Source organism: Salinivibrio sp. AR640 (genome assembly GCF_001995405.1).
Lineage (GTDB): Bacteria > Pseudomonadota > Gammaproteobacteria > Enterobacterales > Vibrionaceae > Salinivibrio > Salinivibrio costicola.
Window position 1 is genome coordinate 112,671 of record NZ_MUFD01000006.1, and the last position, 13,118, is coordinate 125,788.

Annotated in this window: 13 protein-coding genes, 2 tRNA genes, 2 rRNA genes and 1 riboswitch; of the genes, 3 read left to right on the forward strand and 14 right to left on the reverse strand. The window is 52.6% G+C overall.

Features of this window, described 5'->3' with window-relative positions; translation table 11 throughout:
• Positions 1-124 precede the first annotated feature (124 nt).
• Positions 125-1,030 (forward strand): DMT family transporter, encoded by a 906-nt coding sequence (locus BZG75_RS05465; RefSeq protein WP_077576403.1) that lies wholly within the window; start codon positions 125-127, stop codon positions 1,028-1,030.
• A gap of 83 nt (positions 1,031-1,113) precedes the next feature.
• Here the strand turns inward: BZG75_RS05465 and tsrA are convergent, their stop codons facing one another.
• Together tsrA and BZG75_RS05475 are read right to left on the reverse strand one after the other, a co-directional pair.
• Positions 1,114-1,407: an H-NS-like global regulator TsrA gene (gene tsrA / locus BZG75_RS05470; protein WP_021022191.1), complete on the reverse strand. Its 294-nt coding sequence runs from the start codon at positions 1,405-1,407 to the stop codon at positions 1,114-1,116.
• 206 nt (positions 1,408-1,613) lie between these two features.
• The gene (locus tag BZG75_RS05475; RefSeq protein WP_077576404.1) at positions 1,614-2,819 is read right to left on the reverse strand and encodes a multidrug effflux MFS transporter; all 1,206 of its coding nucleotides are present in this window, start codon (positions 2,817-2,819) and stop codon (positions 1,614-1,616) included.
• Between the two features lie 98 nt (positions 2,820-2,917).
• On the opposite strand from BZG75_RS05475, the gene BZG75_RS05480 reads away from it, so the two are divergent.
• Together BZG75_RS05480 and BZG75_RS05485 are read left to right on the forward strand one after the other, a co-directional pair.
• Positions 2,918-3,898: a LysR family transcriptional regulator gene (locus tag BZG75_RS05480; RefSeq protein ID WP_077576405.1), complete on the forward strand. Its 981-nt coding sequence runs from the start codon at positions 2,918-2,920 to the stop codon at positions 3,896-3,898.
• 63 nt (positions 3,899-3,961) lie between these two features.
• Positions 3,962-5,749 carry an aminopeptidase P family protein gene (locus tag BZG75_RS05485; RefSeq protein ID WP_077576406.1) on the forward strand — a complete coding sequence of 596 codons (1,788 nt, stop codon included), beginning with the start codon at positions 3,962-3,964 and terminating at the stop codon, positions 5,747-5,749.
• Between the two features lie 54 nt (positions 5,750-5,803).
• Here the strand turns inward: BZG75_RS05485 and BZG75_RS05490 are convergent, their stop codons facing one another.
• The 12 genes from BZG75_RS05490 to BZG75_RS05545 all read right to left on the reverse strand — a co-directional run.
• The gene (locus BZG75_RS05490) at positions 5,804-6,034 is read right to left on the reverse strand and encodes a glutaredoxin family protein (RefSeq protein WP_069361819.1); all 231 of its coding nucleotides are present in this window, start codon (positions 6,032-6,034) and stop codon (positions 5,804-5,806) included.
• Positions 6,035-6,047: 13 nt separating this feature from the next.
• Complete coding sequence (thiH, locus tag BZG75_RS05495) at positions 6,048-7,199, reverse strand: 2-iminoacetate synthase ThiH (protein WP_077576407.1); 1,152 nt, start codon at positions 7,197-7,199, stop codon at positions 6,048-6,050.
• Positions 7,199-7,972, reverse strand: a complete 774-nt coding sequence (locus BZG75_RS05500) for a thiazole synthase (RefSeq protein WP_077576408.1) — start codon at positions 7,970-7,972, stop codon at positions 7,199-7,201. The genes thiH and BZG75_RS05500 overlap by 1 nt, the downstream gene beginning before the upstream one ends.
• 2 nt (positions 7,973-7,974) lie before the next feature.
• Positions 7,975-8,172, reverse strand: coding sequence for a sulfur carrier protein ThiS (gene thiS, locus BZG75_RS05505; protein WP_077576409.1), 198 nt, complete (start codon positions 8,170-8,172; stop codon positions 7,975-7,977).
• Positions 8,156-8,923 (reverse strand): HesA/MoeB/ThiF family protein, encoded by a 768-nt coding sequence (locus BZG75_RS05510; protein WP_077576410.1) that lies wholly within the window; start codon positions 8,921-8,923, stop codon positions 8,156-8,158. The genes thiS and BZG75_RS05510 overlap by 17 nt, the downstream gene beginning before the upstream one ends.
• Positions 8,907-9,575: a thiamine phosphate synthase gene (gene thiE, locus BZG75_RS05515; RefSeq protein ID WP_077576411.1), complete on the reverse strand. Its 669-nt coding sequence runs from the start codon at positions 9,573-9,575 to the stop codon at positions 8,907-8,909. The genes BZG75_RS05510 and thiE overlap by 17 nt, the downstream gene beginning before the upstream one ends.
• Positions 9,572-11,548: a phosphomethylpyrimidine synthase ThiC gene (gene thiC / locus BZG75_RS05520; RefSeq protein WP_077576412.1), complete on the reverse strand. Its 1,977-nt coding sequence runs from the start codon at positions 11,546-11,548 to the stop codon at positions 9,572-9,574. Before thiC ends, thiE begins: the two co-directional genes overlap by 4 nt.
• Before the next feature lie 94 nt (positions 11,549-11,642).
• A riboswitch (TPP riboswitch) is annotated at positions 11,643-11,742 on the reverse strand.
• 55 nt (positions 11,743-11,797) lie between these two features.
• Positions 11,798-12,178: a fluoride efflux transporter CrcB gene (crcB, locus tag BZG75_RS05525; protein WP_021022180.1), complete on the reverse strand. Its 381-nt coding sequence runs from the start codon at positions 12,176-12,178 to the stop codon at positions 11,798-11,800.
• A gap of 258 nt (positions 12,179-12,436) precedes the next feature.
• A tRNA-Trp gene (locus BZG75_RS05530) sits at positions 12,437-12,513 on the reverse strand.
• Positions 12,514-12,658: 145 nt separating this feature from the next.
• Positions 12,659-12,735 (reverse strand) — tRNA-Asp (locus BZG75_RS05535).
• A gap of 101 nt (positions 12,736-12,836) precedes the next feature.
• Positions 12,837-12,952, reverse strand: a 5S ribosomal RNA gene (gene rrf, locus BZG75_RS05540).
• 86 nt (positions 12,953-13,038) lie between these two features.
• Positions 13,039-13,118: ribosomal RNA gene (locus BZG75_RS05545) — 23S ribosomal RNA — on the reverse strand; the annotation flags it as partial.

Genomic DNA, 13,118 nt, shown 5'->3' on the forward strand with positions numbered 1-13,118 from the left:
TCTATTGTGCGGTCATTGGTATCAGCAAAGGCTAATGGGATACTGGATAGATGTCCAGTCTATCTCAGTTAGTTACAATGGCGTAGACTGCCTGGAACGACAGGCATATTGGCAAGGAGGCAACATGCATAACGAACGTAAGGCACTGATCTTTGCCTTGTCTGCTGTACTGCTATGGTCAACGGTTGCAACCGCATTCAAAATCACCCTGAGCTACATGACACCGATTCAAATGCTGGCAGCGGCCAGCTTAGTGTCGGTAGTAATTTTAACCGTGATTGCCGCCGTGCAAGGAAAGCTTCACGCGCTGTGGCCGACTTTTCGGCGTCGGCCTGGTTACTATTGCGTGTTGGGGATGATTAATCCATTCATTTACTACTTGGTGCTTTTTAAAGCTTACGATCTGTTACCCGCTTCATTAGCCCAGCCTTTAAATTACAGCTGGGCTATCACTCTGACATTATTGGCGGCATTGTTTTTAGGCCAAACGATTCGTCGTCAAGATTGGATTGCGGCGGCGTTGGGCTATTTTGGCGTGGTTGTGATCGCTACCAAAGGCCAGCTTTTATCGCTCCAGTTCGATAGCCCGCTTGGCATTGGTTTGGCGTTACTCTCAACGTTATTGTGGGCAGGTTTTTGGGTCCTTAATACTAAAAATCGCGCTGATCCTGTGCTCGGCATTTTGCTCTGTTTTATTCTGTCACTGCCTGTATCTTTGCTATTAGCAGGATTAACAAGTACTTGGGAAGGGATCCCTTGGCAAGGATGGCTGGCAGTCGGTTATGTCGGGCTATTCGAAATGGGAATAACCTTTATGCTGTGGCTGAACGCGATGAAATATACCCAGAACACCTCTCGGATCAGTAATCTGATTTTTATTTCGCCTTTTATCTCCTTGGTGTTACTGGCCACCATTATTGGCGAGACAATTCATATCAGTACCTTGGTTGGGCTAAGTTTTATTGTAGTGGGGTTACTGATCCAACAGCGTACCCCGAAAAAGCGCAAACAACCTGCCGCGAGCGCGTAATCTGTATTGCTTAAGGGTTGCCAATGCCGCTCACAATGATCGGCGCCCGTTGCACGGCGCCCGTTGCACGGCGTCAATCGGCATTAACCCATCTTACGCTGGATCATATATTGGTATAGCTCGTCAGCCGACAGGCCATCTTGCTCCAAACCTTGGGTGATTTCCTCGATACGCTCAGCACGACGATCTTCAATCACGTGATTAAATTGATAAACCAGCTCGCGTAAATATTTGAGCGGCACTTGATGGGCGGCGCTACGGACACGCTCTTCACTTTGGCTGCCTAGCTCTACCAATAATTTACCAAACATGATTTTTTCCGGCGATTCCTCAAGTTGTTCAAGGACGCGCGCCATTTCGATTGTCGATAATGACATAGTGTATAACTGACCTTTGGATATAAAACGAAAAGGAATGAGCGTTAATTCGATTTGCTTAGTAAATATACTCTGAACCACGCACGTTTAGCAAAATAAAAAAACGCTGGCCGAGGCCAGCGCAAAAGGATGATGGGTTGTCGAGACCCCTGCGTTTTGCACGTCTTATTATTGTTTGCCAACTGAGACGTTGTTTTATTGATTATTTAGCTTTTTACCACTTTGGCATGCCATTGCTTACCTTTCGGTGACCATAAAATAATCAGACCCGGCACTAATAACCACATATGCACCGTCATCAAATCACTGGCCGATAAGCCTAGACGCTGGGTTAAGCTCACGAGTAGCCCAGCTCCGCTCATTTGGAATAACCCGAGCAATGCCGCGGCCGTGCCCGCGCGGTCCGAAAACGGCGCTAATGCTGCTCCAGCTGACGCGCCTAACACCCAAGCAAAGCCAAATGATGAGGTAAAGATCGGCAACATAAAGGCCCAAGGTGCAGCGATGTGGCTGAGCGCCAACATCAACCCGCCCGATCCTACCAGCATCATAAGGCCAATATTTAATGCCCGGCGGCTACCAAACTTTTGCATATAACGCGGCCCCAACATTGCCGCAGCAATATTTAACGCCGCATTGGCGCCAAACCAAAAGGTGAAACTGTTCATGGAGATACCGTATCTGTCCATCAACAGCACAGGTGCGGAGGTGACATAAGCGAGGATCACCGCCATCGCCAACATGCAAAGAGTTATGTGATAAGTAAATGTTGGTACACGCAGCACCTGCCAATAACGGCGTAAGCTGAATAGGCGGCCCGAGGTATCAGTATGCGATGGTCGGGTTTCGGGCAAAAAGACGATAACCAGCACCAACCCTAATACCGCATAACCGAGCATAAAAGTGAAGTTAGCACGCCAGTCAAACACCTGGGTTAACCAACTACCAAGTAGAGGCGCTAGAGCCGGCACAAAACAAATCGCGCCATTTAAGTAGCTAATCATATGGCCACTGCGTTCGGCACCAAAACGATCGCGGACAGCGGCAAAGGCACACACGGAGGTTGCACACGCGCCAAACCCTTGCAGCAAACGCGCCACCAGCATCATATCCATCGAGGTGGCGAGCCACGCCATCAAAGAGCTAAGGCCATAAAGCGAAATACCAATAATAGCCACAGGCTTACGGCCAAAGCGATCGGCCAACGGCCCCGCAAACAGCTGACCAAGACCTAAGCTAAACATAAACCAGGTCACAGTGTCTTGAGCCAAAGTGGGACTCACATTAAAGTCACCCGCCATATGCGATAGTGCCGGTAGGTAAATATCAATCGCCATGGGGCTAAATAGCACCAGTAACACCATTAAGGCGACCAGTAAGCGATTTGATGTCGGTGAATCAGTGTGCGTCATTGGTTACTCCTCTATACAGGCACGCAGTATAGTGGCTTCAGGATATGAACCATAATGGTTTATAGTAAAAGCAGTTATTCCTAAGGAGAATACCAAAGATGGGTTTGGACCAACTGCAACGTACCGACCTCAATTTATTGGTGTGTTTGCATGTACTTTTAGAAGAGTGCAATGTCACGGGCACAGCCAAACGCCTGCATTTAAGTCAATCGGCGGTGAGTAAAAATCTGGCCCGGCTAAGATCGCAATTTAACGATCCGCTTTTTACTCGAGCCGCCCACGGCTTAAAACCCACGGTTCGTGCACAAACCTTGCAACCTAAATTACGCGCTTTGCTCAATGATATCGCGGCGATGACCGAACCTGACCATTTTCAGCCACACTTAAGTGATCGCTGTTTTCGCTTTGCGCTCGTAGAAAGCGCCTACCCATTACTGCTGCCCCAATTTATTGGCGACATGTTAGAGGCCGCCCCATCGATCACCCTCAATACCGCCGCTTGGGATCAAACCACTTTTGATGGTCTCGCCCGTGGCAATATCGACTTTGGTATTACCGGAAAAGATTTAAACCCCGCCGATGCCATGCTGACCATGATGCCGCCCAAGGGTGTGCGCTACCAAGAGCTTTGCCAAGATCACCAGTGTGTCTTGATGCGCGCCGATCACCCCGCACTCAAGGGCCCATGGGATGAAGCGCGTTACCTTGGACTGCGACATGTACAGGTGAAATGTGATGGAAATGATCGCTGGTTGTTGGACTATAAACTGGCAGAGCGTAATATTGAGCGTGACATTGCCATGTACGTGCCTGATTTTAACAGTGCGGCGAGCCTGTGTACCTATACCGACCTGGTGTTTACCTCACCAAGCCATTTTGCGCATTATATTGCCGCGTCGCTCAATTTGGTGGTACGGCCGTTACCGACGCCAATACCGCCGATGGCGTACACCTTGTTTTGGCATCAAAATCAAGAAAATGACCCGGGGCACCAATGGCTGAAAGATTTAATTATTTCGCGCTGTCAGCAGTTTAGCCCGGCAAAATTGCAGCCTATCGCCCATCGCGCTAGGGTCTAATCCACTGGTTTTTTACGCGTGGCCGAACATGGCAAGTTCACCCCATACAAAGAAGGAAGAATAATGGACGCGACCCTTACCAAGCGTGTTGAGCAGCTAAGACACTGGCTGGCTCAACACGATTATGACGCCCTACTCATCCCCCACGAAGACGAATATCTCGGTGAGTATGTGCCCGAGCACAACGAACGCCTCCACTGGGCAACCGGCTTTACCGGCTCCGCAGGGGCGGCGGTGATCACCCGCGACAAGGCAGCGATTTTTGTTGATGGCCGCTATGTGGTTCAAGTCCGTAAGCAAGTCCCCGCCGGCCTGTTTGACTACTGCCACCTGATTGATGAGCCACCGGTGCAATGGGCCCAGCAACAATTGCCCAAGGGTGCCAAGCTGGCTATCGACGCTCGCATGCATAGCGTCGCTTGGTACAAACGCACCCAACGCGCGCTGGATGGGGCTTTGACACTGGTGAGTGTTGAGCAAAACCCGATTGAAAGCTTATGGGACGATCGCCCCGCCCCGCTTAATAGCCCTGCCATTTTACTGGGTGAAGAGAAAACCGGCCGCGCCAGCTTAGATAAGCGTCAAACCATTGGCCAGCAGTTAGCCGATCAGAACCTTGATGCCGCGGTACTCACTCAACCCGATGCCGTCTGTTGGCTGCTCAATATCCGTGGTCGCGATATCCCACGTTTGCCCGTGGTACTGACCCAAGCGATTATCAAGCAATCCGGTGACGTCACCGTGTTTATCGACCCTGACCGTCTCCCCGACGGCTTTGATGCACACGTGGGCCAAGGAGTGAGCGTCGCGCACCCTGATAGCCTGGTTGATGCCCTGCAAGCGCTGAGTGGTCAACGTGTATTGGTCGACCCAAACGGTGCCAATGCGTGGACACTGGACACGCTCCAACAAGCGCAAGTCACCGTGGTGGAAGCGCAAGACCCATGTGCGCTTGAAAAGGCGGCCAAGAACCCGCAAGAAATCGCCGGTATGCAAGCCTGCCACGTGCGCGATGGTGTTGCCGTGACTCGCTTTTTGGCGTGGTTTGACCGTCAAGTCGACGCCGGTGAACGCCCTGATGAAGCTGTGCTCGCAGACACCCTGTATCAATTCCGCCAACAAGACGATCAACTGGTCGACTTAAGCTTTGATACCATTTCCGCCGCCGGTGGCAATGCGGCCATGTGTCACTATAACCACAACAATCAGCCCAAACCGAGCGTGATTGAGAGCAACAACGTCTACTTGGTGGACTCAGGCGGCCAATACTATGACGGCACCACCGACATTACCCGTACCGTGCCGGTGGGCGAATGCAGCGCTGAGATCAAAAAGGCCTTCACGCTGGTGCTTAAAGGGCATATTGCGCTGGCCACTGCGCTGTTCCCGAAAGGCACCTCAGGCAGCCAGCTTGATGCCTTAGCACGCCAGTATTTGTGGCAACACGGCTATGATTTTGACCATGGCACCGGTCACGGTGTCGGGCATTTCTTGGATGTGCACGAAGGGCCACAGCGCATTTCCAAAGCGCCCAACAGTGTTGCGCTATTGCCGGGCATGGTGGTGTCAAACGAGCCGGGCTACTATCGCGCCGAGGCGTTTGGGATCCGGATTGAAAACCTCGAGTTGATTGAAGAAAAGCACACCGAGGGCGACATGACGATGCTCGGGTTTGCCTCACTCACGCGTGCGCCTATCGATCGTCGTTTGGTCGATGTGAGCTTGCTCAGCGAGGCGGAAATCCAGTGGTGGAATCGCTATCATCAAACCGTGTGGGATGAAGTTAGCCCATCTTTAGATGATCAAGACCAAGCTTGGTTAAAACAAGCGACCGCGCCGCTAAGCCGTTAAGTCGCCTCTTCACTAAGTATAAAAAAACAAAAAGCGTCCGATTGGACGCTTTTTTTATTCCCCTTTCAGGGCTTTCTCGACCGCTTTGGGCGAAAAGCCGCGCAAGGTGGTATCGCCAATACAAATCACCGGGACACCCCGCGAGCCTGTTGCCGCCAGCAGCTTCTTGCCTTTGGGCGTGGCCGTATCGACGACACGATAACGCAGCCCTTTTTTATCCAAGTAAGCTTTGGCCGCCTCACAGTGAGGACAGCGCGGGCCCACATATACAGTAATACGTTTCATGCCCGCATTGTCGCTAACCCGCTGCCGTTTGTGAAGCCATTTGCACCTGACGCGCGATATCGTAGATGTTATCCCAATCTTTCCATACCACTTCGAAGCCGAGCGCACGGACGCTGGCGGCCACCTCTGCCGCGCTACGTTCATCACTGATGGCAAACTGCTCCAATTGTGGCTCAGGGTTGGCATAACCGCCCGGTTGAGTTTTTGACGCCGCGGATAGACTCGTGACACCAAGCGGCAACACATTGTCGCGAAAGTGAGGTGACTCCCGTGTCGATAGCGACAGCTCTACCTGCGGATTCCACAACCGATAGGCACAAATCAACTGAACCAGCTGCTTATCCGTCATCACCGATTTCGGCTGTAACGCCCCCGCGCAAGGACGTAAGCGCGGAAAAGATAGCGAATAGCGGCTTTGCCAGTATTGCTTTTCCAGATAATCGAGATGCTGGGCGGTAAAAAAGCTGTCGGTCCGCCAGTCCTCAAGGCCAATCAAGGCGCCGAGACCAATCTTATCGACCCCTGCCTGCGCCAATCGGTCTGGAGTTTGCAGCCGGTAGTGAAAGTCGGTTTTATTGCCGCGCTTGTGATGTTCCCCATAAGTTGGAGCGTGGTAGGTTTCTTGGTAAACCATCACCGCATCCACACCCTGTGCCACCAAGGCGCGATACGCGTCGGTATCCAGCGGCTGCACCTCCATCGCCACATGATGAAAGTATCGCTTCACCACCGGTAAGGCGCGGAGAAAATACTCGAGCCCTACCTTGGTTTCATGCTCACCGGTCACCAAGAGCACACTGTCAAAGCCCATTTTTTTGATCGCTTCACACTCGGCGGCGATCTCAGCTTCATCCAGCGTGCGCCGTTTGATTCGGTTTTCCATCGAAAAACCGCAATAGGTACACACGTTGGCGCACAAATTGGAGAGATACAGCGGAATATAAAACCCCATGGCGTAGCCAAAACGCTGCCGCGTCAGCGCCGCAGATTGCTGAGCCATGGCCTCAAGATAGGCTTCAGCTGCTGGGCTGATCAGGGCAGCGAAATCGTCCAAATTGCGCGAGGATTTAGCCAGCGCCCGCTCGACATCTTGGCGCGTTTTGCTGTAAATCGAAAGGCGATGATGATCCCAATCGAGTGCCGCCCACCGCTCAGAAAAGCTCATCACGCCTCCTTAGCGTCAAGAAACGCAGTTAAGGGGCTAGAAGCGTGGGCATGATTGTGTGTGCCCGCCAGCCCAGCGCGATACGCGCAGCGTCCTGCTTCAACCGCTTGTTTAAACGCCGCGCCCATAGCAGTCGGATCGCCAGCCGTGGCAATGGCGGTGTTCACCAACACTGCATCAGCACCGCGCTCCATCGCTAACGCCGCATCTGACGGTGCACCAATGCCGGCATCAATGATCACCGGCACGCGAGCTTGCTCAATAATGATGTCGAGAAACGCCATTGAGGCCAGTCCTTGGTTGGAGCCAATCGGTGAGCCAAGGGGCATCACCGCCGCGCACCCCACCTCTTCCAAACGCTTACACAGCACAGGATCGGCATGACAATATGGCAGCACCACAAACCCCTCATCTACAAGCGTTTTCGCCGCTTGAAGGGTTTCAATCGGATCAGGCATCAGATACTTAGGGTCGGGGTGAATTTCCAGCTTCACCCAGTGCGTTCCCAATGCTTCTCGGGCAAGACGCGCGGCAAAGACCGCTTCTTGCGCATTTTTCGCCCCCGAGGTATTGGGCAGCAGGCGCACACCTAGTTCACGCAGCGGGGTTAAAATATCGTCTTGTGTGGCATGCACATCGACTCGCCTTAGCGCCATGGTGACCAGCTCAGTACCACTGGCCGCCAGTGATTCGGCCATGATCTTGCGACTGGCAAACTTGCCCGTACCGGTTAACAGCCGAGATGAAAACGTCGTATCCGCAATGGTTAACATAATTATCCTCCGGCAATCGCTTGAAAGACCGCCAAGCTATCGCCAGCGGCAAGTGACGTGGATGACCAAGCATCGCGCGCAATAATGGTCTGATTTAGCGCGACCGCGACTGATTCGGCCGGCACCTTCATCTCCTCAATCAATTGCGTGACGGTCGTGGCATTGACCTCTGTGGGTGCGTCATTAATGATTAACTGCATCACTTACCTCCCGCGTTGGCTGACAAACCGCACAGAGCGGATGAACAGGCAGCGAAAAGTGCTGCCATGTCATGGTTTGACCATCCAGTCGTGACAAGCGATTGGTACCGACCGCTTGCCCTAATAATAATTTTATCCCTTCAAGCGCTTGCGCAGTGGCCATCATGCCGACCACAGGTCCCATTACCCCAGCCTCAGCACAGCGCGTGGGTTCAGAGGGCGTCACGTCCGCAAAGGCGCACGCATAACATGCGCTATGCGGTTGATAAACCAATAACTGGCCTTGCCAGCCAATCGCGGCTGCGCTCACCAAGGGTGTACCAGCCTCTACACAGGCTTGATTGACTGCATGGCGAGTAGCGAGATTATCACTGCAATCAAGGACCACATCCGCCATCGCCACTTCAAGCGCCAGACGTTCACCCTCAAGATAGGCATTGATGGCTCGGCAGTGGCAATGAGGATTCAGCGCGACCAAGTTAGCGGCTAGCGCTGCGGCTTTATCGGTGCCGATTTGCTCATCCCGATACGCCACCTGACGCGCCAAATTAGATAGCTCAACGTGGTCCGAGTCAGCAATCGCTAACTGACCCACGCCAGCGCCTGCAAGATAGAGGCCCGCGGTGGTTCCAAGCCCACCGGCACCGACCATTAACACGCGCGCCTTGCTAAGTGCCTGCTGCCCGCACTCTCCGACTTCTGGCAGCATGATTTGCCGGCTATAACGCAGGTATTCACTGTCCGATAGCATCACGCCCTCCTTGCTGTCTTGATGGATTAAGACAGCGATTAAACGCGTCAATGCGCGCCGCTAAATCAGGCGCTTGCGTCACGGCACGGACCACCGCAATGGCGTCTACGCCGGTGCGCCAAACGTCAGGGGCTCGGTCGAGATCAATACCGCCAATCGCCACCGTCGGGAAGCGGCCCTCCACAGTCGCCACCTGCTGCGCTAACGCTGAAATACCTTGCGGTGGTTCGGCGAGCTGTTTGGTGGTGGTGGGAAAAATATGGCCGATGGCGAGATAGCTTGGCGTGAGTTCAACCGCTGCAGCGAGCTGTTCTGGACTGCGCGTCGACACACCGAGACGCAGCCCTTGACGGGCAAGCCGGTCAAGATCCGCCTCTTGTAAGTCTTGCTGCCCCAGATGAACGCCATAGGCACCAGCCTCAAGCGCGAGCAGCCAGTGATCGTTGATAAACACCTGCGCATGGTGCGCGCGCCCTAATGCCACCGCGCGCTGTACCCAATCTAGCAATTGTGGATGCCCCGGCTGCTTCACACGCAGTTGCACGGTTTTCACCCCCAAGCAAAGCAAGCGTTCGAGCAAATCCACATCGTCCACCACCGGATATAATGGGCCTATACCTTCAGACATAGGCGCAAACGGAGTTAAACTCATGATCCCACCTTGTCGCTGTCTTCCACCTCAGTACCGTGTTGTGGCTGAAGATGGGATTTTTGCAGGTAGAGCTCACTGCCCTTTTCTCGGAATTCTTGCGATTTTTGCTGCATGCCTGCTAACGGGTCTTCCAGCATAGCGACATCAATCGCTTGACCCGCGGCGGCATAGCCGTTTTCTTTGGCGTAGTCCCGGACTTCCTGGCTGATTTTCATGGAGCAGAATTTTGGCCCACACATGGAGCAAAAATGCGCGACCTTGCCCGACTCTTGAGGCAGGGTTTCATCGTGATAAGCACGCGCCGTCACCGGATCTAAAGCAAGGTTGAACTGATCTTCCCAGCGGAATTCAAAGCGCGCTTTGGAAATGGCGTTATCTCGTACCTGCGCCCCCGGGTGTCCTTTAGCTAAGTCCGCAGCATGCGCGCAAAGCTTGTAGGTGATAAGCCCAATTTTAACATCCTCCTTATTGGGCAGACCCAGATGTTCTTTGGGCGTGACATAACAGAGCATCGCACACCCAAACCAGCCAATCATCGCCGCACCAATGCCGGAGGTAATATGATCGTAACCGGGAGCAATGTCGGTGGTTAGCGGGCCGAGAGTATAGAAAGGCGCTTCATGGCAATGGGTGAGCTGCTCGTCCATGTTCTCTTTGATCATATGCATGGGCACGTGGCCAGGGCCTTCAATCATCACCTGCACATCGTATTCCCATGCCACCTTGGTGAGCTCGCCCAGGGTACGTAGCTCACTGAATTGCGCTTCGTCGTTCGCGTCTGCCACTGAGCCGGGACGCAGCCCATCGCCCAACGACAAAGACACGTCGTAAGCGGCACAGATTTCGCAGATTTCGCGAAAATGGGTATACAGGAAACTTTCTTGATGATGCGCCAAGCACCATTTGGCGATAATCGATCCACCGCGCGAGACAATCCCAGTCACGCGATTGGCGGTCATGGGCACATAGTGCAAACGCACCCCAGCGTGAATGGTAAAGTAGTCGACCCCTTGCTCGGCTTGCTCTATCAAGGTATCGCGCATGACTTCCCAGGTCAGGTCTTCGGCAATGCCGTTCACTTTCTCAAGCGCCTGATACATAGGCACAGTGCCAATCGGGACTGGGCTATTACGTAAAATCCACTCGCGGGTTTCGTGAATATTGCGGCCCGTCGATAAATCCATCACCGTATCCGCACCCCAACGAGTCGACCATACCAATTTTTCAGTTTCTTCCTCTATTGAGGAGCTCACCGCTGAGTTACCAATATTGGCATTCACTTTCACCAGGAAGTTACGCCCGATGATCATCGGCTCCGCTTCTGGGTGATTAATGTTAGCCGGAATAATCGCCCGCCCTTCGGCGATCTCTTGGCGCACAAATTCGGGGGTGATTTGTGATGGCAAATGCGCACCAAAGCTTTCCCCGGGATGCTGGCGGTTCAGCTGCTCTTCACGATACTGCTGACGCCCCATATTTTCGCGAATGGCGATAAATTCCATTTCTGGGGTAATGATGCCTTGGCGTGCGTAATGCAGTTGAGTCACACACTGATTAGGTTTCGCGCGGCGGATAGATGGTAAGGCACTAAAGCGAAGTTCATCCAAGGTTTCATCACTGAGGCGGGTTTGGGCATAGTCAGAGCTCACCGCATCAAGAAACTCCGTATCGGCACGTTCATCGATCCAGGCTTTTCGCACTGGCGCTAAGCCTTGGTAAATATCGATAGTACTCTGTGGGTCGGTATAAGGCCCTGATGTGTCATAAACCCGAATGGACTCATTGTCTTCATACTGAGGCTTTTCTTTGCTGCCGCCCACAAAGGTGGGGGAAAGATGGATCTCGCGCATCCCGACGCGAATGTCAGGTCGCGAGCCCTCGACATAGACTTTTTCCGAGTTGGGGTAGGTTTGCGCAGAAAGGGAATCGATAAAGGATTTGGCCTCAAGGCGGGCCTGTTTACGGGTCGACATAGCATTACTCCGGTGTTCATTATGGGAATTAATGCTTGCCGGAAAACGCTGAATTTGAGATGTGAGCAAACTGGCAGACGGGTTGCGTCTGTGATCTGAAGCATCTCTTGTTCCCTTCGCTGGTCTTAACCAGATCAGGTTCAACGGATCCCACTTTATGTGGTCTCAGCCAATTGGCACTCCGACAAGTTCAATGCCAGTATAAGAAATCACCGCCGCAACAACAAGCGACGTACGCGATGTTTTCTATTACCCGGTAATACGTCCCAACAGCCAAGCCCCCATCGCTGCCGCTCCGAGGCATAAGGCGAGATTCAAACCAACATTTAGCAAGGCTTTCACCGTTTCTCCATGTTGGAACAGCATCAAGGTATCGACAGAGAACGTCGAGAAGGTGGTAAAAGCCCCTAAAAAGCCAATCGCAATCAGTTGACGCCAAGGGACCGGGGCAATTAGCTCTTGGCTCATCGCCGCTAAAAAGACGCCCATTGCTAATGAGCCCAGCACATTAACCATTAGGGTGCCGTACGGGAATCCTCGACCAAACACCGCGACGCTCCACTCTGAAACTAAAAAACGCGAGGACGCCCCTAATGCGCCACCAAGCCCTACCCACAATATGCTTACCACTGGGTGCTCCTTTCGATTGGTAAAAACTCATCATACCGCGACATGTGAACAAGAAACAGGAGGAAGAAAAAGGGAAGAAAGGCGCGGTTACTACCACAGACAGTAGACATAAAAAAAGCACCGACAATGTCGATGCTTTAATATTTGGCAGGGGTAGAGGGATTCGATCGGACTGGCGGCCCAGCCCCCAACACGATTTTTTGTGGTTTGCATGTTCACATACAAAAAAAGCACCGACGATGTCGATGCTTTAATATTTGGCAGGGGTAGAGGGATTCGAACCCCCAACACGCGGATTTGGAATCCGCTGCTCTGCCAGTTGGAGCTATACCCCTGTAGATAGTTGCCTATTGTAGCGATCTCGCGACAAATTACCACCATCAATTACTGGTCAGACGTTTAATCGCTTATTTATAAAGCGATCTGTCTGGTCGCCCAACAACAAAAAAACCCAGCTTTTCAGCTAGGGCTTCTAAGTAGTGGCGGAGTGGACGGGACTCGAACCCGCGACCCCCGGCGTGACAGGCCGGTATTCTAACCAACTGAACTACCACTCCGCACCAATTCTGTCTCATCAAAGTCTTACACTTAATTGCTTTGATGATTAAATCCGTTTTTGTCTTTAGATTTTTTTAAAAATCTGAAAACAAGAAAGCAAGCCTGGCGATGTCCTACTCTCACATGGGGAGACCCCACACTACCATCGGCGCTGCTTCGTTTCACTACTGAGTTCGGCATGGAATCAGGTGGGTCCAAAGCGCTATGGTCGCCAAGCAAATTTGGTCATCTAGAAAGCTGTTCGTTCTCGCCACAATCAACTGGCTTATTTCGAGTCCAACCCAAAACCTCTTGGGTGTTGTATGGTTAAGCCGCACGGGCAATTAGTACAGGTTAGCTCAACGCCTCACAGCGCTTACACACCCTGCCTATCAACGTTCTA

Coding starts and splice junctions, on each gene's coding strand:
- thiS (WP_077576409.1), bottom strand. CDS start 8,172: ATGCAGTTAATCATTAATGACGCACCCACAGAGGTCAATGCCACGACC.
- thiE (WP_077576411.1), bottom strand. CDS start 9,575: ATGAGTTTAACTCCGTTTGCGCCTATGTCTGAAGGTATAGGCCCATTA.
- tsrA (WP_021022191.1), bottom strand. CDS start 1,407: ATGTCATTATCGACAATCGAAATGGCGCGCGTCCTTGAACAACTTGAG.
- BZG75_RS05480 (WP_077576405.1), top strand. CDS start 2,918: ATGGGTTTGGACCAACTGCAACGTACCGACCTCAATTTATTGGTGTGT.
- thiC (WP_077576412.1), bottom strand. CDS start 11,548: ATGTCGACCCGTAAACAGGCCCGCCTTGAGGCCAAATCCTTTATCGAT.
- BZG75_RS05465 (WP_077576403.1), top strand. CDS start 125: ATGCATAACGAACGTAAGGCACTGATCTTTGCCTTGTCTGCTGTACTG.
- BZG75_RS05490 (WP_069361819.1), bottom strand. CDS start 6,034: ATGAAACGTATTACTGTATATGTGGGCCCGCGCTGTCCTCACTGTGAG.
- BZG75_RS05485 (WP_077576406.1), top strand. CDS start 3,962: ATGGACGCGACCCTTACCAAGCGTGTTGAGCAGCTAAGACACTGGCTG.
- BZG75_RS05475 (WP_077576404.1), bottom strand. CDS start 2,819: ATGACGCACACTGATTCACCGACATCAAATCGCTTACTGGTCGCCTTA.
- thiH (WP_077576407.1), bottom strand. CDS start 7,199: ATGAGCTTTTCTGAGCGGTGGGCGGCACTCGATTGGGATCATCATCGC.
- BZG75_RS05500 (WP_077576408.1), bottom strand. CDS start 7,972: ATGTTAACCATTGCGGATACGACGTTTTCATCTCGGCTGTTAACCGGT.
- BZG75_RS05510 (WP_077576410.1), bottom strand. CDS start 8,923: ATGCTATCGGACAGTGAATACCTGCGTTATAGCCGGCAAATCATGCTG.